Raw genomic sequence first — 18429 nt, forward strand, 5'->3', positions numbered from 1 at the left:
AAGGCGTCGAACGGGCCGCCCGCCGTCGCCGGGCGGCCCGTGGCCGACGTGCGAAACTGTCCGCGATGACCGTGATCCTCGGGCTGACCGCCATCGTCCTCTGGGCGCTGACCGCCCACCGGCTGGCCCGGTGGCACATCGGCGCGCCCATGATGATGGTGGCCGCCGGTGTCGTGCTCGGCTTCGTCGTCGGCGACGAGTTCGCGCTCGCGCTCAACACCGAGACCGCCGAGTACGTGGCCGAGATCATCCTGGCCGTCCTGCTGTTCGTGGACGCGACCGAGGTGCGCGGCGGACGCCTGTGGGGCAACCACCCCGGCACCGCCGCCCGCCTGCTGCTGGTCGCGCTGCCGCTGAGCCTGGCGCTGGCGGCGGTGCTGGGCGCCGCGCTGCTGCCGCCGGACGTGTCCTGGGCGGGGCTGCTGGTGCTCGCCTGCGTCGTCGTGCCCATCGACTTCGCGCCCGCCGAGCAGGTCGTCCGCCACCGGGGGCTGTCCGCGCGGGTGCGCAACGTGCTCAACATCGAGGGCGGCTACAACGACGGCATCGTCACGCCGATCTTCCTGTTCGCGATGATCCTCGCCGGCGACCGCCACCAGGAGCACACCCCGCTGGAGGCGCTGGCCACGGTGATCCCGTTCGCGGTCAAGGCGGTCGTGGTCGGGTTCCTGATCGGCGCCGCGATCGGCTGGCTGATGGACGTGTGCGCGAGCGCCGGGTGGATGACCGGGCAGTCCCGCCGGATCCTGGTGCTCGCGGTGCCGCTGCTGACCTTCTTCACCACCGTCGGGGTCGGCGGCAACGGGTTCGTCGCGTCGTTCGTCAGCGGTATCGCGTTCCGGTTCGTGCACCGGGTGTTCCTCGCCCGCAAGGCCCGGCAGCGCGGCGCGTCCGAGGCGCTGGCCCGCTCCCGCCACGACTTCCACCTGCTCGAAGACGTCAGCGCCCAGCTGGGCATGACGATGTGGCTGGTGGTCGGCATGTGCGCGGTCCTGATCATGTCGTGGGGCTTCTCGTGGCAGGCGCTGCTGTTCGCGCTGGCCGCCCTCACCCTGATCCGGGCCGTTCCGGTGCTGCTGGTGCTGACCGGCTCCCGGTTCACCCGCCGCGAGCGGTTCCTGGTCGCCGCGCTGGGACCGCGCGGCACGACGTCGATCGTGTTCGGCCTGCTGGCCTACAACGGCCTGCCGGACGGCCCGGTCGCGGACACGGTCCTCGTGGTGACGGTGATGTGCGTGCTCAGCAGCGTCGTCCTGCACGGCCTGGGGTTCCCGCTGCTGGCCCGCCGGTCCGCCGACCCACCCTCCACAGTGGCCGAAACGGCCCGCTGACGCGCGTCGGGGCCATATCGTCCGAAACGAGAGGCCACGACGATGAGCGCCGACGAGCCGGGCACCCGCCCGCGCCCCCTGAAACTCGTGCGGTCGCACGCGGCCGAGGCGTTGGGGGCGGGGGTGGCCGAGCGCATCCACGCGTTCGGCGACCGGACGCTCTACGTCGAGGCGACGTGGGCGGCGGTGATCCTGGCGTGGCTGGTCGACTTCGCCTTGGTGACCGGGATCTCGGTCGCCGCCGCCGCGGCGTACTACTCCTCCGCGCCCGCCACGGCGGACCCGGCGGTCGGCGCGGCCGTGATCGCGGCGGCCGGGCTCGTCGTGGTGCCGTTGCTCTACGGCTGGTGCTACGGCAACGGGCGCGGCCTGGGCGCGCTGCTCGCGGGCACCAGGCTGGTCCGGATCAAGGACGGCAGCCGCGTGGGGTTGGCCAAGGCGGGGTGGGCGATGCTCCTGCGCACGCTGGGTTTCGTGATCATCGCGCTCGGCGCGCTCGGCGGCGATTCGGTGGACGCGAACCAGGTCCGGGTCAGCATCGACGTCCGGGCCACCGAGCGGTTGCGGGCCGCCGGTTACCTCCGCCTGCCCGTGACGTAGGACCTGTCCTGCGGATCTTCACCTGAGGTGGACGAGAAAGATCCGCAGGGCGCGCCCCAGGTGTCCGAGGTCGCACGCCCATCCTGGCTCTCGGTCCGGCTTGCGGTGCGCGCTCCAACCCCGCTTCGTCCATTGTGGACGCTGTTCGCGGTGGAACGCCCGGCGTGACGCCGGGTCCGGCCGGCGGGCTGCGAGCCCGCCGACCAGGTCGACCCGGCCGTCCCGCAAGCGCTTGCCGAGCGGGGTCCGGACGTCACCGCCGAGGTGCCCGCGAAGCTGCCCGCCGGGGACGTGGCGCGGTCAGTCGAGGCCGCCGGGGCGGCTGAGGAGTTCGCGCAGCGCGTTGTCGATGAACCGGGTGTCGGGGTCGTTGCGGCCGTAGCCGGCGAAGTGGCCCCAGATCCCGGGGATGACGCGGAGTTCGGCGTTGGCCAAGTGGCCGACCGCCCACGCCTCGTCCTCCGGCGGGAAGTACAGGTCCTTCTCGGCGGGCAGCACGATGCCCGTCGCCCGGATGGAGCGCAGGGCCGCCACGGTGTCGCCGCCGAAGCCGGGGGTCAGGCCGACGTCGCCGGTCTGCCACGTGCGGAGCATGGTGAGCAGGTTGTTCGGGTCCCGGTCGTCGAGGAAGAACCCCTCCCAGAACTCGACCAGGAAGTCCTCCAGCGAGGTGTAGCCGAGCTTCTCGTACTCCTTCTCCCAGTAGAACGCCTGCGAGAAGCCCCAGCCCGCGTACACCCGCGCGGCGGCCCGCAGGCCGACCACGGGCAGGTCGTCGCCGTACCAGCCGTTGGCGAACGCGGAGTCGGCGGTCAGCGCGGCCTTCACGCCCTCCAGGAACACCTGGTTGTGGATGCTGGTCCGGGACGAGCCGCAGAACGGCGCCATCCGCTGCACCACCTCGGGGTGGCTGACCGCCCACTGGTAGGTCTGGCCCGCGCCCATCGACCAGCCGGTGACCAGGGCGAGGCGTTCGATGCCGAAGTGCCGCGTCACCAGGTCGTGCTGCGCCTCGACCTGGTCGTGGAAGGTGACGTGCGGGAAGCGCGACCCGGCGTAGCCGCCGGTGGTGTTGCTGGGCGAGGTGGACAGGCCGTTGCCGAGCATGTTCGGGATGACGATGAAGTACTCGTCCGGGTCGAGCGCCATGCCGGGGCCGATGAGCCACTCGTTGTCCCAGTGCCGGCCGGAGTACCACGTCGGGTACACGATGGCGTTGGACTTGTCGGCGTTCAACGTGCCGTAGGTCGTGTAGGCGAGGCGCGCGCCGCGCAGGGTGGCGCCGTGCTGCAACGTGAAGTCACCGAGTTCGTGGTACTGGGTTTCGGTCACGGGTGGCCCTTTCGCTCCGGAAGTAGAACGTGAGTCCTGCTCGCAGTTCTCCGGACTCAATCTGCCTGATCGGGCCACCGGTCGCCAGGGGAGCCGTCGCCCACCCGGTCGGGTGGGACCACCGGAGCGTGGCAGTGCCGTGTGTGCCGGAGGGGAGACGCCGGCACACACGGCACAGGTCAGGCGTTCGTGCAGCGGTAGCTCGACGCGGCGGCCGGGTCGCCGTGCCCGGTGTACCGGGAGACCTTCGGGAACGGGCAGAGGTCACGCGTGCGGGTGCGGTCGGCGGTCGCCGCCGGCAGGGTCGCCGGGGCCTTGCCCTGTTCGACCCACGAGACCAGCGCGCCCAGCGGGTTCACCGGAGCAGGCCCGCGACCGCCGCCGCAGTGCTCGACGCCGGGGGCGAGGAACAGGCGGTAGAAGTCGTCCACCCGGTGCGCGCCGCCCATCGCGCGCTCCACCTCGCGCCGGTAGTGCAGCGTGCCGCCGGGCGGGATGAGCTGGTCGTCGGTGCCGACGAAGGTGAGCAGCTTCCCGCCGGCCCGCCGGAACGCCGAGAGGTCCGGGTCGGACGTGCCGATGACCTCGTCGTACTCCTTCACCGACTGGGCGAACAGCTCGGCGAACCGGCGGTAGGTGATGGTCGAGGTGTCGAAGTCGGGCTGCTTGGCGAGGAAGGTCCGCACCCAGCCCACCGCGACCGGGAAGCCCGGCGCGGACGGCGTGCCGTCGTCGACCCGGGTCCCGGCCAGCCAGGTGAAGTCCGCGCCCTTGGGCAGCCCGGCCCACAGCCGGTGGCCCCGCTGGTCGGTCGGGCCGGCCCAGATCTTGCGCACGACCTCGGCGTTCGCGGCGGTGACGACGAGTTCGCGGCCGTCGCAGACCACCTTGGTGCCGATCAGCGAGCGGGGGTCGTAGCCGCACTCGTCGGGGCGGTCCACGACGCCGTCGGCGACCCCGTCCCGGGCGTCGCAGGCGGTGATCGCGGCCTGGCGGAACGCGTCGAAGACGCAGGGGGCGGGGAAGTCGTGCTCCTGGTTCATCACGACCTGGGGCCACAGCGTGGCGACCGCGAACCGGCTCCAGTCGACGGCCGGCGCGTTGGCCAGGACGCCGTCGAAGTCGCCGGCGTGGTGCTGGGCTTCGGCGTAGCCCTGCCGTCCGCCGGTCGAGCAGCCGTTCCAGTACGAGTAGGTGACGGCCCGGTGGTAGTGCCCGCGGGTCACCTCCTTGCCGACCAGCGCGGCCTCGTGCACCGAACGGGTCGCGAAGTTCGTCACCAGGGGCTTGTTGATCCGGCCGCCGGCGGTCAGCGCCCAGGACGTGTCGAGGAACGTCAGCGGCACGCCCGCGTCGGTCGTCACGCCGGCGTAGCCGTCCTTGACCGCCTGGACGAGCGGCGCGCCGAAGTCGCCGGCGGTGTACGCGCTCCCGCCCACGGCCTGCAGCCGCCCGGTCCAGCCGGTCTCCGGCAGCACGACGGCGACCTTGACGTGGTCGTTCGCGCCGGGGTGGGTGAGCGTGACGGTGAAGTCGCAGTAGGCCGGCACGTCGGTGATGACGGAGCCGGGGCTGAACGGCGTGGCCGGGAACGTGACGGTGCCGCCCGCCCGCCGGACCGCCACCACCGACTCGACCCGGGCACCGCCCGGTGCCGAGACCGGGACCGCCGAGCAGGCGGGCGCACCCCCGGCCGCCACCTGCCCGGCCGGGTCCGCGGTCCGGGCCTGGGCAGCGGGGTTCAGCGGGACCAGCGCGGCGAGCACCACGGCCGCCACGAACGGTTTCGCCAGACGTCTCATGTTGTCCTCTTCGGTGTGGGCACGTTCGAGCGCTCGCCACGCTAGGCAGCCGCCACCCGCCCACGCGCCCGTCGCACGACGTCATCGCCGTACGTCACGCCCACCGCGCCGGACCGTCCCGACCGGACGGTTTGGGTATCGTCGCGGGTGCAGTCGGGTCGGGGGAGGGGTGTGGCAGCGTGCCGCTTCACGGGCGGGAAGCGGAGCTGAAGGACGTCGTCGAACTCGTCGGCGGACCGGCCGACCGCAGCGGCCTGCTCGTCCTCGGCGAACCGGGCATCGGGAAGTCCGCGCTGGTGGCCGAAGCCGTCGCGGCGGCGTCCGTGGCGGGGCTGCGGGTGTTGCGGACCACCGGCGTCGAGGCCGAGCGCAACCTGCCCTACGCCGGGCTGCACCAACTGCTCCACCCGGTCCGGGCGGGCGTGGCCGGGCTGCCCGCGCCGCAGCGGACCGCCCTGCGCACCGCGCTCGGGCTCGCCGAGGGGCCCGGACCCAGCGCCTACCTGGTCGGACTGGCCGCGCTGACGCTCCTCGCCGACGAGGCCGCCGGCACGCCGCTGCTGGTCGTCGTGGAGGACGCGCACTGGCTCGACGACGCGAGCGCGGACGTGCTCGCCTTCCTCACCCGGCGGATCGCGGCCGAGCCGGTCGTCCTGGTCGCGACGCTCCGCGACGACGCGCCCAGCGCCCTGCGCGACGCCGGCCTGACCCCGCTGACCCTGGCCCGCCTGCCCGACGACGTCGCGGCCGAACTCCTCGACGCCACCGCGCCGGACCTGTCCCCGACGGCCCGCGCGCGGGTGCTCGCCGAGGCCGCCGGCAACCCGCTGGCCCTGCTCGAACTCCCGGCCGCCGACCTGGACGCCCCCGACCCGGTACTGCCCCTCACCGAACGCCTCGAACGCGCCTTCACCTCCCGGTTCACCCCGCTGCCCGCGCCGACCCGCGCCACCTTGCTCATCGTGGCGTTGGACCAGAGCGGTTCACTCGCGGTCGCCGTTGCCGCAGCGGGTGCGCCGGACGGTCCGGGAGTGCTGGACCCGGCGGTGGCGGCCGGGTTGGTGGAGGTCGGGGCGGGCGCGGTGGTGTTGCGGCACCCGCTCCTGCGCTCCGCGATCGTGGCCGCCGCGACCCCCGACGAACGCCGGCGCGCCCACCTCGCGCTGGCCACGGCCTCGCCCGAGCCCGACCGCGCCGCCTGGCACCGCGCCGCCGCCACCACCGGACCGGACGAGGAGGTCGCCGCCGAGCTGGAGCGGGCCGCCGACCGGGCCCGCCACCGGGGTGGCGCGGCGGCCGCCGGCGCGGCCCTGGAGCGGGCGGCCGGGCTGAGCGCGGACCCCGGCCGGCGGGCCGACCGGCTGCTGCGCGCCGCCGAACTGGCCGTCGAGGCCGGTCGCCGCGACACCGCCGGTCGCCTGGTCGGCGAAGCCCGCCGGGAAGACCTCTCGCCCCGCCGCCGGGCCACGGCGAACTGGCTGCTCAGCGGGTTCGAGGACGGGGTGCGCGAGGACGTCGCGCGGGTCGCGGAACTCGCCGCGCTGGCCGAGGAGGTCGCCGCCGACGGGCAGGACGAGGCCGCCGCGCGAATCCTGTGGGGTGCCGCGATGCGCTGCTTCTGGTCCGAACCGGGCCCGCGGGCCCGTCGGACGCTGCTCGCCGTGGCGGACCGGCTGCCCGACGACCCGCGCCTGGTCGCGGTCGCCGCGTACGTCGCGCCGTTCGAGCGGGGCGCGGCGGTGCTCGACGAGCTGCGCGCCCTGGCCGGCGCGACCGGCGCGGACCCGGAGGTCGACCGGTACCTGGGCAGCGCGGCCCTGCAGGTGGGCGCGTTCGACCTGGCCGCGCGCTTCTCGGCCGCCGCCGCGCCCGGACTGCGCGCCCGGGGCCTGCTCGGTCTGCTGCCCAGGGCGTTGGCGGTGCAGGCGTGGAGCCGGGTCCGGCTCGGCGACGTGGCGGCGGCGGTGCCGGTCGCGGCCGAGGCGGCGCGGCTCGCCCGCGAGACCGGCCAGCCGTTCATGTACGGGCTGGCCACGGCGGTCCAGGCGGAGATCGCCGCGCTGCGCGGCGACCACGCGAAGGCCAGGGCGGCGGCCGACGAGGCCGAACGGGTCGGGCTCGCGGCGGGCGCCCGGCCGGTGCTGGCCACGGTCCAGCTCGCGCGCGGGATCTCGGCGCTGGGCGAGGGCCGGTTCGAGGACGCGTTCGCCGACTTGATCAGGCTGCACGACCCGGCGGACCCCGCCTGGCAGGCGGCGCTGCGGGCCTACTGCGTGGCCGAACTCGCCGAGGCCGCGGTGCGGGCCGGCCGGGCCGACGCGCTGCGCGATGTCGTGCGGGAGCTGGAGAGCCTCGCCACCCCGTCGCCCGCGCTGCACATCGGGCTGCGCTACGCCCGTGCCGTGCTCGCCCCGAACGACCAGGCGGAGGAGCTGTTCCTGGCCGCGCTGCGGGCGGACCTGTCCGGGTGGCCCGCCGAACGCGGGCGCGCGCACCTGGCGTTCGGGGAGTGGCTGCGGCGGCAGCGGCGGGTGGTGGAGTCCCGGGGGCACCTGCGCACGGCGCGCGAGACGTTCGACGCGCTCGGGCTGACCGCGTGGGCCGAGCGCGCCCGGCGCGAGCTGCGCGGGGCGGGCGAGTCGAGCCCGAACCGCGACCCGGACGCGCGCGACCGCCTCACCCCGCACGAGCTGGGCATCGCGCAGCTGGCCGCCGAGGGCCTGACGAACCGGGAGATCGGGCAGCGGCTGTACCTGTCGCACCGGACGGTCGGCACCCACCTGCACCGGATCTTCCCCAAGCTGGGCGTCAGCTCGCGCGCCGACCTCGCGGACAAGCTCAAGTCCCTGGGCTGAACCGCCGGTGACCTACAGCGGCTGCGTCACCCGACGGGCGCGGCGGTCACGGCGGCGCGCCTGGCGTCGGCGAGGTCCCGGTTCCCGCCCCGCAGGAGTGTTCCAGATGATCAGCAGGAGACGGTTCGCGCAGGTGCTCGCGGCAGGGGTGGCGATGTCGACGGCGGCCTGCTCGTCCTCGACCCCCGCCGCGCCGCCGGACCCGGGGGCCGGGTCCGGCGAGCACACCTCGCTCGGCCCGGTCAAGCGCGTCGACGCGGGCGCGCTCACCATGGCCTACCACGAATTCGGTCCGGACAAAGGGAAACCGGTGCTGCTGCTGCACGGTTGGCCTTACGACCCGAACAGCTACGCCGACGTCGGGCCGCTGCTCGCCGCCGGGTACCGGGTGCTGGTCCCGTACCTGCGCGGGTACGGCCCGACCGCGTTCCGGTCGGCGCAGACGGTCCGCAACGGCCAGCAGTCCGCGCCGGCGTCCGACGTCGTGGCGTTCATGGACGCGCTGGGCGTCGACCGGGCCGTGCTCGGCGGGTACGACTGGGGCGCGCGGACCGTCGACGTGATCGCCGCGCTCTGGCCGCAGCGCTGCGCGGCCGTCGTCTCGGTGAGCGGGTACCTGATCACCGACCTCCAGGCGAACACCCGGCCGCTGGCCCCGGCCGCCGAGCTGGGCTGGTGGTACCAGTACTACTTCGCGACCGAACGCGGCGCGCTCGGCTACCGCCGCAACGTGCACGACTTCAACAAGCTGATCTGGAAGACCGCGTCGCCGAAGTGGGACTTCGACGACGCCACCTACGACCGCAGCGCCGCCGCGTTCGCCAATCCCGACCACGTCGACATCGTGATCCACAACTACCGGTGGCGGCTGGGGTTGGCACCGGGGGAGGCGCAGTACGAGGAGTACGAACGGCAACTGGCCACCGCGCCGGCGATCTCCGTGCCCGCCATCACGATCGGCAGCGACTTCGACGGCGCGGCGGCGGACGGCGCGGGCTACCGCGACAAGTTCACCGGCAAGTACGACCACCGGGTCTTCGCCGGCATCGGGCACAACGTCCCGCAGGAGGCCCCGCAGCCCTTCGCGCGCGCCGTGATGGACGCGGACCGGCTGTGACCGGGGTTCCCCGGCCTGCTCACCAGGCCGGGGAACCCTTGTGCGTCAAGGCGAAGGTGCCGGACGGAGGTGTCAGGCGACCGTGGCGTCGAGGGTGACGTCGATGTTGCCGCGCGTGGCCTTCGAGTACGGGCAGATCCGGTGCGCGCCCTCGACCAGCGCGTCCGCCGTGGCCTGGTCGATCCCGGTGGCCTCCAGGTGCAGCGCGGCGCTGAGCTTGAAGTCGTCGGCGACACCGTCGTGGTGCAGGGTGACCTCCGCGACGACCGCGAGGTCGTGCAGCGGCACGTTCTTCGCGCCCGCCACCCGGCGCACCGCGCCGACGAAGCACGACGCCCAGCCCGCCGCGAACAGCTGTTCGGGGTTCGTGCCGCTGCCCGAGCCGCCGAACGCCTTCGGGACGGCGAGGCCGACGTCCAGCACGCCGTCGTCGGACGTGGCCCGTCCCCCGTTGCGGCCCTCCGCGGTCGAGGTGGCCACCGCGGTGTACGTGATCTCAGACATGGCTTTCCTTCGTTGTTCTCGTTGGGGGACAACCACGTTGCTGCGTCCGTGGCATGACCCGACGGTAGGGGCCGGGCGGACGTGCCGGCGACCGTCGCACGACGTCATGCGTGTACGTCACGCGCGCAAGACCGCCGTGATCGGGATGGCGCTCCCGCGCCGACTGCCCCGCACGCCCCACCCCGGTGAGCCCGCACACCTGCCGCCACCAGGGCGAACAGCCGTCGTCGGGCGGTGGCCCGCGGCGACCGGCGGGACGGCCCACACCCGGCTGGGCAGCGGCACCAGCCCGCTGTCGGCGCTGCCCGGCCCGCACTGGCCGACCAGGTCCCGGCGCGCCGCGCCCAGCGGCCACGGGACCAGCAACCCCGGCCGCGCCCACCTCGTGCGCGCCCTCGACCAGCGCGGTCACCACGTCACAGCCGGCCCGCCGGGCGGCCGTGAAACGCGCCCGTGGCACCGATGTCCGCCCGCGTGCCGGGCTTCCCACCGGGTCGGAACGCCGTCGCGGGTCGGCCGGTTGACCGATGCGGCCACCACCCCCGGCTCAGTACGGTGTCCATCGTGGACGGATTTCGCCGGCAGTGGCCCCTGGCGCTGGGCCTCGGCGTGATGCTGGTGATGCAGCTCGTCTGGCTGCGCCCCTACAGCGGCCTGGAAATCGTCGCGTGGCTGTGCCTCGTGCCGACGGCCCTGGCGGCGCTGGCCGCGTACCGGTGGCCGTGGACGGCGAGCGTGGTGGCGACGGCGTCGATCGCGGCGACCTCGTGGGTGATCGCGACCGACCGGCTGTACCTGGACAACATCCTCAGCCCGTTGACCCTGGCGGAGACCTTCGCCTGTGGTGCCCTGGTCGTGGCCGTCGTGCGGGCCGCGTCGTGGAAAGCGGTCACCGGCACGGTGGTGCTGCTCGTAGCCGCCTGCCTCCACGGCGCGCTGGTGCGCGGCAACTACCCCTTCGTCACCACCAACATCGCCGCGTCGCTGCTGATCGGGTCGGTCGCGGTCGGCGCGGGCTGGTTCCTGCGGACGCGGGACGGGGAACGGGAGGCGCGGATGGCGTCGGCGGTGTCGAACGCGCAGCGCGAGGAGCGGATGGCGCTGGCCCGCGAGCTGCACGACGTGGTCGCCCACCACCTGACCGGGATGCTGGTGCAGGCGCAGGCCGCGCTGGAGGTGTCCGACGACGACCCGGGCGCGGCGCACCGCCTGCTGCCGGGGATCGTGCACAGCGGCACGGAGGCGCTGGGGGCCATGCGCACGCTCGTCGGCGCGTTGCGGCAGGGCGGCCCGGAGACGGCGACGACGGACCTGGAGGCGGACGTGCTGGCGGCGGTGGACCGCACGCGGCAGGCCGGCATCCCGGTCCGGCTGCGCGTCGACCTGCCCGCCGACCTGCCGCCCGAGGTGGGCCGTTCGCTGCTCAGGCTGGTGCAGGAGGCGCTCACCAACGCCCGCCGGCACGCCGTCGCGGTCAGCGCCGTCGACGTGCAGCTCACCCACGCGCCGGACGCCGTGCGCCTGGTCGTGGCCGACGACGGCAAGGGCGGCCAGACCCGCCGCGAAGGCGGGTACGGGCTGGTCGGGATGCGCGAGCGGGTCGGCCTGCTCGGCGGCCGGTTCACCGCCGGGCCGGTGGCCGGGGGCTGGCGCGTGTCGGCGGAGCTGCCTCGGGCGGGCGGCCGGTGATCACCGTGCTGATCGCCGACGACCAGGAGATGGTCCGGGTCGGCTTCCGGATGATCCTGGAGAAGCAGCCCGACATCACGGTGGTGGCGGACGTGCCCGACGGCGTCGCGGCCGTGCGGGCCGCGCGCGAGCTGGTGCCGGACGTGTGCCTGCTCGACATCCGGATGCCCGGCCTGGACGGGCTGGAGGTCACCAAGCGGCTCGCGCCGACGTCGAAGATCGTCGTGGTGACCACGTTCGACCTCGACGAGTACGTGCACACCGCGCTGGAGAACGGCGCGAGCGGGTTCCTCACCAAGGACGCCGGGCCCGCGCTGCTGGTCGAGTCGGTGCGCGCGGCGGCGCAGGGCAACGCGCTGATCTCGCCCCGGGTGACCGTGCGGCTGCTGGCGCACTTCTCCCGGCGCGGCGCGGGCCCCGGCCCGAACACGCTCACCGCCCGGGAGCAGGACGTCGTGCGCGAGGTCGCGGGCGGCCTGACGAACCAGGAGATCGCGGCCCGGCTGCACATGTCGCTCTCGACCGTGAAGACGCACCTCTCGTCGGTGCAGACCAAGCTCGGCACCCGCAACCGGGTCGAGGTGGCGTCGTGGGCGTGGCGGTCCGGGCTGGTCGGCCAGGACGGCTGACCGCGCCGGCGGAACCGGAAACTTCCTGCGGCGGGCCGAAGCGGAGCACGGTCGGGGACGACCATGATGGCCGCGGTGGGATCGGTCCGACCAGGGGGGAGCACGCATGTCTGCCGGCGGGCGGGTGTCGATCGACGTGGAGCGGGCGGCGGAGGCCATCGGGCTGGGCGCGGTCCGGGCGTCGCTGCGGGCGTTCCACCGGGTCCACGCGCCCGGCGAGGTGGAACGGGCCAAACGCGCCGAACTGCGCAACGGACTGCTCGTCCTCGGCGCGGCGGCCGTCCCGCTGCTGACCCTGGGCCTGGTCTGGTGGGCGACGGGGAACGTCGGCACGGCCATCGTCGTCGCCTTGCTCGTCCTGGCGGTCGGCGGCGGTGGTCTGGCGGTGCCGGCGACCAAGGGCAGCACCGGATCCCCGTCCCCGGTCCACCTGTTCACCGGGGGTTTCGTGCTGTCGGACAGCGCTTCGGGCGCCGTGCGGGCGTTCCGCTGGGACGACTTCCCGGCCGTCCACCGCTCGGTGACCACCATGTACGTCAACGGCCGGGACATCGGCACCACCTACTCCTTCCGGCTGGTCGGGGAGGACGGCAAGAACGTCGTCGTGCACGGCCTCGAACAGCCGGACAAACCGCTCGCCACCGACATCGTGGAGCTGGGGCCGCTGCTGGAGGAGGAGGTCGTCAACCGGCGGCTCCCGCTCGCGGTGGCGGAGATCGACGCCGGCGGCGCGGCCCGGTTCGGCGACCTGGCGGTGTCGGCGGCCGGGATCGGCACGCCCGAGGGCTTCCTGCCGTGGGCGGCGCTGGGCGAACTCCCGGTCCGCGCGGGCCACCTGCTCGTCGGCGCGGCGGGCGGTCGCGCGGCGCGGTACCCGGTGGGCGACATCCCGAACTTCCCGCTGTTGCTGGTGCTCGCGCGGAACCTGCGCACCCGCTGATCGACTAGGGTCGGTGCCCAGTCGTCGGGCGGAGGACGGAACCGGGTGCGGGTCATGGGGGTGTCGCACCACTTCGGTGGTGTGACCGCGTTGCGCGGGGTCGACGTCGAGTTCCAGCCCGGGATCACCGCCGTGCTCGGGCCTCGCGGCGCGGGGAAGAGCACCCTGCTCGGGATCATGGCGACGGCGCTGGACGCGCGGGTCGGGTCCGTCGTCCTCGACGGCGTGGACAGCGCCCGCGACCGCGCGGAGTTCCGCCGCCGGCTCGGCTTCCTGCCGCAGGACCACCGGCTGCCGGGCAACCTGACCGTGGCGGAGGCGGTGACCTCGGCCGCGTGGCGGCGACTCGTCCCCCGCCGGGACCGGCCGCTCGCGGTCGACACCGCGTTGCGGGCCTTCGACCTGGTCCGGAAGAAGGACGCGAGGATCTCCGAGCTGCCCACCGCACTGCGCCGCCGGGTCGGTCTGGCCCAGGCGGTCGTGGCCGACCCGGCGGTGCTGCTGCTCGACGAGCCGACGGCGGGGCTGGACGCCCGGCAGCGCAAGCTCTTACGAGACCTGGTGTGGGTGTTCGGGCAGGGCCGGACGGTCGTGCTCGGCACGCACCTGCCCGAGGACGTGGCCACGACCGCGGACCGGGTGCTGGTGCTCAAAGCCGGAGCCGTGCTGTTCCACGGCACCCTGGCGGAGTTGACGGCGGGTGAGGGCGTGCGGGGTCCCGACGTCGACGCCGCCTACGACGAGCTGATCGACGCCGGGGACGACCGGTGACCCCGCTGCTGGTGGCGCTGCGCCGGGGCAGCGCCCCCGTCGGGGTCCCGCTCCTGGTCGGGCTCGGCCTCTACGCCGGGACGCGCGGCGACCCGTGGGCCGTGGACTGGGGGTGGACGTCGGGGCGGCTGCAGCAGCACGGGGTCCTGCTCGCCCCGTTCACCGCCGCCCTCGCCGCCTGGGACGCCTCGCGGGACCGCCGCGCCGGTTCGCCCCTGCTGACGCGGACCTACCCGGGTTCGCCCCTGCCGTGGCTGCTGCTCGACACCGTCGGGCCGGTGCTCGCGGGTCTCGCGGGCTGGCTCACCGCGTTCACGGTGGTGGCGTTGAACGTCCAGGGCGACAGCACGCCGTACTGGTCGGTGGTGCTGCTGGGCCCGTTCTGCGCGGTGGCCGCCGCGCTCGTCGGAGCCGTTGCGGGCCAACGGCTGCACCGCTACCTGGCGGCTCCGATCGTGGCGGTGGCGGTGTGGGTCGGGTTGGCGTTCGGCTCCGGTGGCGCGAATCCCTGGTACGCCAGGCTCAACGCGGTGGACCACGAGTGCTGCGACGTGGCGTCCCAGCCCGTGCCGGCGACCGTGACGGGGCAGTGGCTGTGGATCGCGGCGTTGGCGCTGGGCGCGGTGGCGGTCCTGGCGCTGCCCGCGCTCGTGCCCGCCGGGCCGTTCGCGGTCGGTGCCCTGGTCCTCGGCTTCGTCGCGGTGTCGTTGATCCGCAGCACCGGCGGGCAGCTGACCGAGGCCCGCCGGGCGGTCGCGGAGGCGTGCGGGACCCAGGACGGCGTGACGGTCTGCATGTGGCCCGAGCACGCGACGAGCGTGGCCGCGTGGCTCGACGCGACCAGCCGCTACCGGACGCTGTTCGCCGACCTCGGGCCGGTGCCGGACCTGTACCTGGAGAACGGTCTGCGCCCGGATTCCGCCGCGCGCCGCGTCGGCCCGGTGCGGCCCGGTGCCGACGAGGTGCACCTGGTGACCGATCTCGCGCTGCGCCTGGTGCCGGCACCGCCCGCGTGCGCGGTCCGGGGCGACTCGACGGTCCCGTACCCGGCGGCGGAGGGGGACGCCGTGCTGACCGGGTGGCTCGTCCACCGCGTCCGGCCCGACGTGCCGACCGGGCTGCTGGTGCCGGCGGACCAGGCCGCGCGGCTGGACCGGCTCGTCGGCAGCCCGACCGACCGGCAGGCCGCCTGGTACGCCGAACTCGTCCGCGCGCACCGCGACTGCACCACCCCCGCGCCGCCCGTGCCGTGACGGACCGCCGGCGGCGGCGGGGCCGACCGCGACGGCCGGCCCCGCACGGCGGTCACACCAGCAGTTGGTAGAGCCGCGGGCCGTAGGTGATGTTGAGGAAGTACCACAGGAAGACCGACCCCAGGGCGGCGACCAGCGCGGCGAACACGGCGGCGGCGATGGTGAAACCGTTGTCCGCCAACGCCTGCTGCAACCACATGAAGTACCCGATGCCCAGCACGAACGGCCCCGCGAACGCGGTGACCGAGGTGACGAGCCCGATGAGGATCTCGACGGCACCGAGGTTCCCGCGACTGTCCAGGTACACCGCGAGGATGCTGCACAGCGGGAACAGGCAGATCCCCACGAGGGTGATGCCGAACGCGGTGCCGGCGACGCGGCCCAGGTTCGCGCCGCCCTGCGCCGGCGTCCGGGTGGCCAGCGCCTTCGCCAGGTTCTTCAGGCTGTCGCCGAAGAAACCCGTGCACAGCAGGCCGAGCGCGTAGGTGAGGAAGTGCTCGTCACCGCCGCCCAGCTGCAACTTGAAGGCGAAGACGCCGAGCACGCACCCGATCGCCGCTTCCACGACCGCCCGCAACGCCTTGGCGTCGGCGGTCGTCGGGGTGCCGGTCACGCGAGGGCTCCCTCGATCGCGTCCCTGAGCCGGGCGAACTCGGCGTGCTCGGCGCGGGTGAACACGATGGCGTGCGGATCGTCCTTCGCGGCCAGGAAGGCGGGCCGCATGGCGGTGCCGGTCAGCGGCGGCCCGCCGGTGTTGATCCGGAAGTACCCGGCCTTCAGCCCGGTCGGCTCGCTGAACTCGACGTACCGGATGGCCCGCAACGGGACCGTGACGACCGACCGCCCACCGAGCAGCCCGGAGAGGCCCCGGGGCGGGCGGATGGTGACCGCGCCGCCGTCGAACTCGACGCTGCCGCGCCTGGTGGTTACCTGCATCGCTGCTCCTCGGTGTCGGGACGGGACGGCCGGCGGATCTCCACGACGGTTCCGCTGCCGGGTCGGCTGTCGACGGTCGCGGTCGCGCCCACCTCGGCCGACCGGTCGCGCACGGACCTGGCCAGGCCGGTGCCGGCGGTGGGCGTCGCGGGGTCGAAACCGGTGCCGTGATCGGTCACGGTGACCACCAGCTCGCCGTCCGGCTCGCCGGTGGCGACCAGCCACGCCTCGGTGGTGCCCGCGTGCTTGACCACGTTGTTGAGCGCTTCGGTGACGGCGTGCGCGACGGCGTCCACCACCTGCGGCGGCAGGTCGTTCGGCAGGTCGTCGGCGCTGTAGTGGACGTGCAGGCCGTTGGCCGCCTGGAAGTAGGCGACCTCGGCGAGCGCGGTGTGCAGGGCGGGCGTGTCGCCGGACGTGGTCGCGTCGACCAGCGAACGCAGGTACCGCGCGTCCCGCTCGCACTTCACGCGCATCTCCTCGGACACGCCGCCGTGCCCGCGTCCGAGCAGGGTCAGCGTGGTGAGGACCCTGGTGTGCAGCACGTCGTACTGGCGCAACCGCTCCCGCGCGCGGGCCTGTTCTTCACGCGCCTGTAGAGCGTCCTCCGCTTCGGCGTCGGCACGGCGGGCCGTGCCGACGAGCTTGGCGATCACCAGACCGCCGGCGACGGTGAACACCACGAGCTGGCCCGCGACGCCCAGCAGCGGGCCGGCGCGGTCGAACGCCTGGTCGCGCAACCCCGTCGCGACGTACGTGCCGCCGAGCACCACCGCGGCCGTCGCGCCCCACCGGTAGCCGCCGTGCACCTGGGCGAACACCGCGACACCGGTCGCCGGCGCGGGGGTCCAGTTCTGCCACGTGCCGACCGCTTCCGGCGGCAGCGCGAAGCCGACCAGCAGTTCGCACGCCGTCATCACGGCGATCACCGCCACCACCGGACCGGCACCGACGAGCGTCCGCCGCGTCGTCCACCGCAGCACGAGCGCCGCCCACACCAGGTAGCCGAAGTAGCTCCCGATCACGACGGCGGGGGAGCGCGACGGGTCCGAGTCGGACCAGAACAGCAGCAGGCCCCACGGGACCGCCTGCGCGGCCCAGAGCAGGACCATCGCACGGGACGTCCAGGCCCTGACCTGGGTTTCGACTGCGCCGATGTGCATGGTCGACAGCCTGACCGCCCCCGGCCCCGCCGCGCGACGTCGAAATCGACGTCATCGTCGACGTCGGCGGCCTCAGAGGTCGACGCCGTCCTCCCGCAGCCGCTGCTGCAACTCGCCGAGCGTGCCGAACGGCCGCCCGGCCTCGGCGTACTTGTCCTTGACCCGCCGCAGGTAACCGTACGCGGTGCTGACCGTGACACCGAGCCGTTCCGCGACGACCTTCATCGGCACGGCCCGTCCGCGCAGCCGCAGCACCTCGGCCTCCTGGGGCGCGAGCCTGGGCCGGTCCGGGTTGCGGTCGCGGCTGATCGCGAACGCCAACTCCTGGTCCAGCGCGTAGGTCCCGTCGGCGATCTCCCGGATGGTCCGCAGCACGGTCGCCGAGTCGGCGCTCTTGACCAGGTAGCCGACCGCGCCCGCGCGCACGGCGTCGATCTTGAAGTGCTGTTCGGTGTGCACCGACACCAGCAGCACCCGGCAGCCCCGGTCCACCAGCCGCGCGATGTTGTCGACGAACCGCGTGCCGTCCTTGAGGTCGAGGTCGAGCAGCACCACGTCGTCCGGCTCGCCGGCGAGGTACTCGGCCACGTCGCCGGCGATGCGCCGGATCCGGACGTCGGGCTCGCCGGGCGCGAGCCAGGCGCGCGCGGCACCCCGGACGAACGGGTCGTTGTCGATCAACCCCACGGTGACGGTCGCTGGTTCGGCGTTCACCGTGCCAGGTGTAGCAGCCCGCCGGGCGGCCCGCGGCGCCAGGGGCCTGTCACGCCCCGGAACGCGGGTGTCGTCGGCGCGGCTGTCGGACGTGGTCGCCGGGAGGGTGTGACATCGGCCCTTCCCGTATCGATCCACAATGGACTCCAGTTGTGTCCGATGTGGATCATCTGGTTCGGGGCCGTCTCGTCGCGACCGATCCGAGACCGTCGTGTTGCCGGGAAGTTGCGCGCACCGGCAGTTCGTGCGGGTAACGTCGCCGGACATGCCCGGACGAGGGGGGACGATGAACCGGATCGGGCTCGGTGTGGTGCCGGTCTGTCTGCTCGCCACCCTGGTGGCGTGCTCGGAGTACCCCCGGATGGCGGTGCGGCTCACCGCCTCCGGCGCGGTGGAGATCGTGGAGTTCGGGTGCTACCACGCGGGCGTGGTCCGGGCCGAGGTGATCGAACCCGACGAGGGGAGCGTGCTGGACGAACGCGACCCGAGGCTCTGGCGGATCGATTTCGAGGCGGAGTCGCGGGCCCTCGCGTTCGTGGTGGGCGAGACGCCTCCGGGGAGCCGGGAAGTTGTCGCGTGGCGGGCTCCGCGCGGCGATGCGACCCTCGTGGCCGCCCTGCGCATCGGTTCGTCCTTCTACCTCGACGAGTCCTTCAAGATCGACGACCTGGCGGGCGGCAAGGTCCGGTACCGCTCGGAGACGATGACCGCCGAGGAGTTCGAGAAGGCCCGGAAGTGCCGGTAATGACCTGCCCGGACGTGCCGTCGACCGGTCCGGTGATCGTCGGGCGGG

The 18429-nt window shown here is 74.2% G+C and carries 18 protein-coding genes; 10 read left to right on the forward strand and 8 right to left on the reverse strand.

From position 1 onward, the window contains the following. Positions 1-65: 65 nt before the first annotated feature. Together AC0HI0_RS46840 and AC0HI0_RS46845 are read left to right on the forward strand one after the other, a co-directional pair. The gene (locus AC0HI0_RS46840) at positions 66-1331 is read left to right on the forward strand and encodes a cation:proton antiporter (protein WP_480929902.1); all 1266 of its coding nucleotides are present in this window, start codon (positions 66-68) and stop codon (positions 1329-1331) included. Between the two features lie 42 nt (positions 1332-1373). Continuing rightward, positions 1374-1931, forward strand: coding sequence for a hypothetical protein (locus tag AC0HI0_RS46845; RefSeq protein ID WP_480929903.1), 558 nt, complete (start codon positions 1374-1376; stop codon positions 1929-1931). 300 nt (positions 1932-2231) lie between these two features. Here AC0HI0_RS46845 and AC0HI0_RS46850 read toward each other — a convergent pair whose 3' ends face one another. Further along, positions 2232-3263, reverse strand: a complete 1032-nt coding sequence (locus tag AC0HI0_RS46850; protein ID WP_480929904.1) for an alpha/beta fold hydrolase — start codon at positions 3261-3263, stop codon at positions 2232-2234. Positions 3264-3442: 179 nt separating this feature from the next. After that, positions 3443-5065: a tannase/feruloyl esterase family alpha/beta hydrolase gene (locus tag AC0HI0_RS46855; RefSeq protein ID WP_480929905.1), complete on the reverse strand. Its 1623-nt coding sequence runs from the start codon at positions 5063-5065 to the stop codon at positions 3443-3445. A 179-nt stretch (positions 5066-5244) separates the two neighbouring features. Here AC0HI0_RS46855 and AC0HI0_RS46860 point away from each other — a divergent pair, with 179 nt between their 5' ends. Beyond that, positions 5245-7920 (forward strand): ATP-binding protein, encoded by a 2676-nt coding sequence (locus tag AC0HI0_RS46860; protein ID WP_480929906.1) that lies wholly within the window; start codon positions 5245-5247, stop codon positions 7918-7920. A 106-nt stretch (positions 7921-8026) separates the two neighbouring features. Further along, positions 8027-9037 (forward strand): alpha/beta fold hydrolase, encoded by a 1011-nt coding sequence (locus AC0HI0_RS46865; RefSeq protein WP_480929907.1) that lies wholly within the window; start codon positions 8027-8029, stop codon positions 9035-9037. A 72-nt stretch (positions 9038-9109) separates the two neighbouring features. Here the strand turns inward: AC0HI0_RS46865 and AC0HI0_RS46870 are convergent, their stop codons facing one another. Both AC0HI0_RS46870 and AC0HI0_RS46875 read right to left on the reverse strand, forming a co-directional pair. Then, a complete protein-coding gene (locus AC0HI0_RS46870; protein WP_480929908.1) occupies positions 9110-9541 on the reverse strand; it encodes an organic hydroperoxide resistance protein in 432 nt (143 codons plus the stop codon). A 117-nt stretch (positions 9542-9658) separates the two neighbouring features. Next, complete coding sequence (locus AC0HI0_RS46875; RefSeq protein ID WP_480929909.1) at positions 9659-9907, reverse strand: hypothetical protein; 249 nt, start codon at positions 9905-9907, stop codon at positions 9659-9661. Between the two features lie 198 nt (positions 9908-10105). Here AC0HI0_RS46875 and AC0HI0_RS46880 point away from each other — a divergent pair, with 198 nt between their 5' ends. The 5 genes from AC0HI0_RS46880 (at position 10106) to AC0HI0_RS46900 (ending at position 14823) form a co-directional block, all read left to right on the forward strand. Beyond that, positions 10106-11230, forward strand: a complete 1125-nt coding sequence (locus tag AC0HI0_RS46880) for a sensor histidine kinase (protein WP_480929910.1) — start codon at positions 10106-10108, stop codon at positions 11228-11230. Continuing rightward, positions 11227-11859 carry a response regulator gene (locus AC0HI0_RS46885; protein WP_480929911.1) on the forward strand — a complete coding sequence of 211 codons (633 nt, stop codon included), beginning with the start codon at positions 11227-11229 and terminating at the stop codon, positions 11857-11859. Before AC0HI0_RS46880 ends, AC0HI0_RS46885 begins: the two co-directional genes overlap by 4 nt. Before the next feature lie 106 nt (positions 11860-11965). Next, positions 11966-12799: a DUF6585 family protein gene (locus AC0HI0_RS46890; RefSeq protein WP_480929912.1), complete on the forward strand. Its 834-nt coding sequence runs from the start codon at positions 11966-11968 to the stop codon at positions 12797-12799. Positions 12800-12853: 54 nt separating this feature from the next. Continuing rightward, positions 12854-13570 (forward strand): ABC transporter ATP-binding protein, encoded by a 717-nt coding sequence (locus AC0HI0_RS46895; protein ID WP_480929913.1) that lies wholly within the window; start codon positions 12854-12856, stop codon positions 13568-13570. Then, complete coding sequence (locus AC0HI0_RS46900; protein ID WP_480929914.1) at positions 13567-14823, forward strand: DUF7224 domain-containing protein; 1257 nt, start codon at positions 13567-13569, stop codon at positions 14821-14823. Before AC0HI0_RS46895 ends, AC0HI0_RS46900 begins: the two co-directional genes overlap by 4 nt. A gap of 52 nt (positions 14824-14875) precedes the next feature. Here the strand turns inward: AC0HI0_RS46900 and AC0HI0_RS46905 are convergent, their stop codons facing one another. From AC0HI0_RS46905 to AC0HI0_RS46920, 4 genes are all read right to left on the reverse strand, one after another. Beyond that, entirely contained in the window at positions 14876-15436 is a 561-nt protein-coding gene (locus AC0HI0_RS46905; protein WP_480929915.1) for a hypothetical protein, read from the reverse strand. After that, complete coding sequence (locus AC0HI0_RS46910) at positions 15433-15759, reverse strand: DUF4429 domain-containing protein (RefSeq protein WP_480929916.1); 327 nt, start codon at positions 15757-15759, stop codon at positions 15433-15435. Before AC0HI0_RS46910 ends, AC0HI0_RS46905 begins: the two co-directional genes overlap by 4 nt. Then, positions 15750-16922, reverse strand: coding sequence for a sensor histidine kinase (locus AC0HI0_RS46915; protein WP_480929917.1), 1173 nt, complete (start codon positions 16920-16922; stop codon positions 15750-15752). Before AC0HI0_RS46915 ends, AC0HI0_RS46910 begins: the two co-directional genes overlap by 10 nt. Positions 16923-16994: 72 nt before the next feature. Further along, the gene (locus AC0HI0_RS46920; RefSeq protein ID WP_480929918.1) at positions 16995-17636 is read right to left on the reverse strand and encodes a response regulator; all 642 of its coding nucleotides are present in this window, start codon (positions 17634-17636) and stop codon (positions 16995-16997) included. A gap of 265 nt (positions 17637-17901) precedes the next feature. On the opposite strand from AC0HI0_RS46920, the gene AC0HI0_RS46925 reads away from it, so the two are divergent. Next, complete coding sequence (locus tag AC0HI0_RS46925; protein WP_480929919.1) at positions 17902-18381, forward strand: hypothetical protein; 480 nt, start codon at positions 17902-17904, stop codon at positions 18379-18381. Positions 18382-18429: the final 48 nt, after the last annotated feature.

This window comes from Saccharothrix sp. NBAS 001 (assembly GCF_056640475.1).

Excerpts from the sequence above, each read along its gene's own strand:
- AC0HI0_RS46840 (WP_480929902.1), top strand. The coding sequence starts at position 66 with ATGACCGTGATCCTCGGGCTGACCGCCATCGTCCTCTGGGCGCTGACC.
- AC0HI0_RS46845 (WP_480929903.1), top strand. The coding sequence starts at position 1,374 with ATGAGCGCCGACGAGCCGGGCACCCGCCCGCGCCCCCTGAAACTCGTG.
- AC0HI0_RS46855 (WP_480929905.1), bottom strand. The coding sequence starts at position 5,065 with ATGAGACGTCTGGCGAAACCGTTCGTGGCGGCCGTGGTGCTCGCCGCG.
- AC0HI0_RS46865 (WP_480929907.1), top strand. The coding sequence starts at position 8,027 with ATGATCAGCAGGAGACGGTTCGCGCAGGTGCTCGCGGCAGGGGTGGCG.
- AC0HI0_RS46870 (WP_480929908.1), bottom strand. The coding sequence starts at position 9,541 with ATGTCTGAGATCACGTACACCGCGGTGGCCACCTCGACCGCGGAGGGC.
- AC0HI0_RS46890 (WP_480929912.1), top strand. The coding sequence starts at position 11,966 with ATGTCTGCCGGCGGGCGGGTGTCGATCGACGTGGAGCGGGCGGCGGAG.
- AC0HI0_RS46895 (WP_480929913.1), top strand. The coding sequence starts at position 12,854 with ATGGGGGTGTCGCACCACTTCGGTGGTGTGACCGCGTTGCGCGGGGTC.
- AC0HI0_RS46910 (WP_480929916.1), bottom strand. The coding sequence starts at position 15,759 with ATGCAGGTAACCACCAGGCGCGGCAGCGTCGAGTTCGACGGCGGCGCG.
- AC0HI0_RS46915 (WP_480929917.1), bottom strand. The coding sequence starts at position 16,922 with ATGCACATCGGCGCAGTCGAAACCCAGGTCAGGGCCTGGACGTCCCGT.
- AC0HI0_RS46925 (WP_480929919.1), top strand. The coding sequence starts at position 17,902 with ATGCCCGGACGAGGGGGGACGATGAACCGGATCGGGCTCGGTGTGGTG.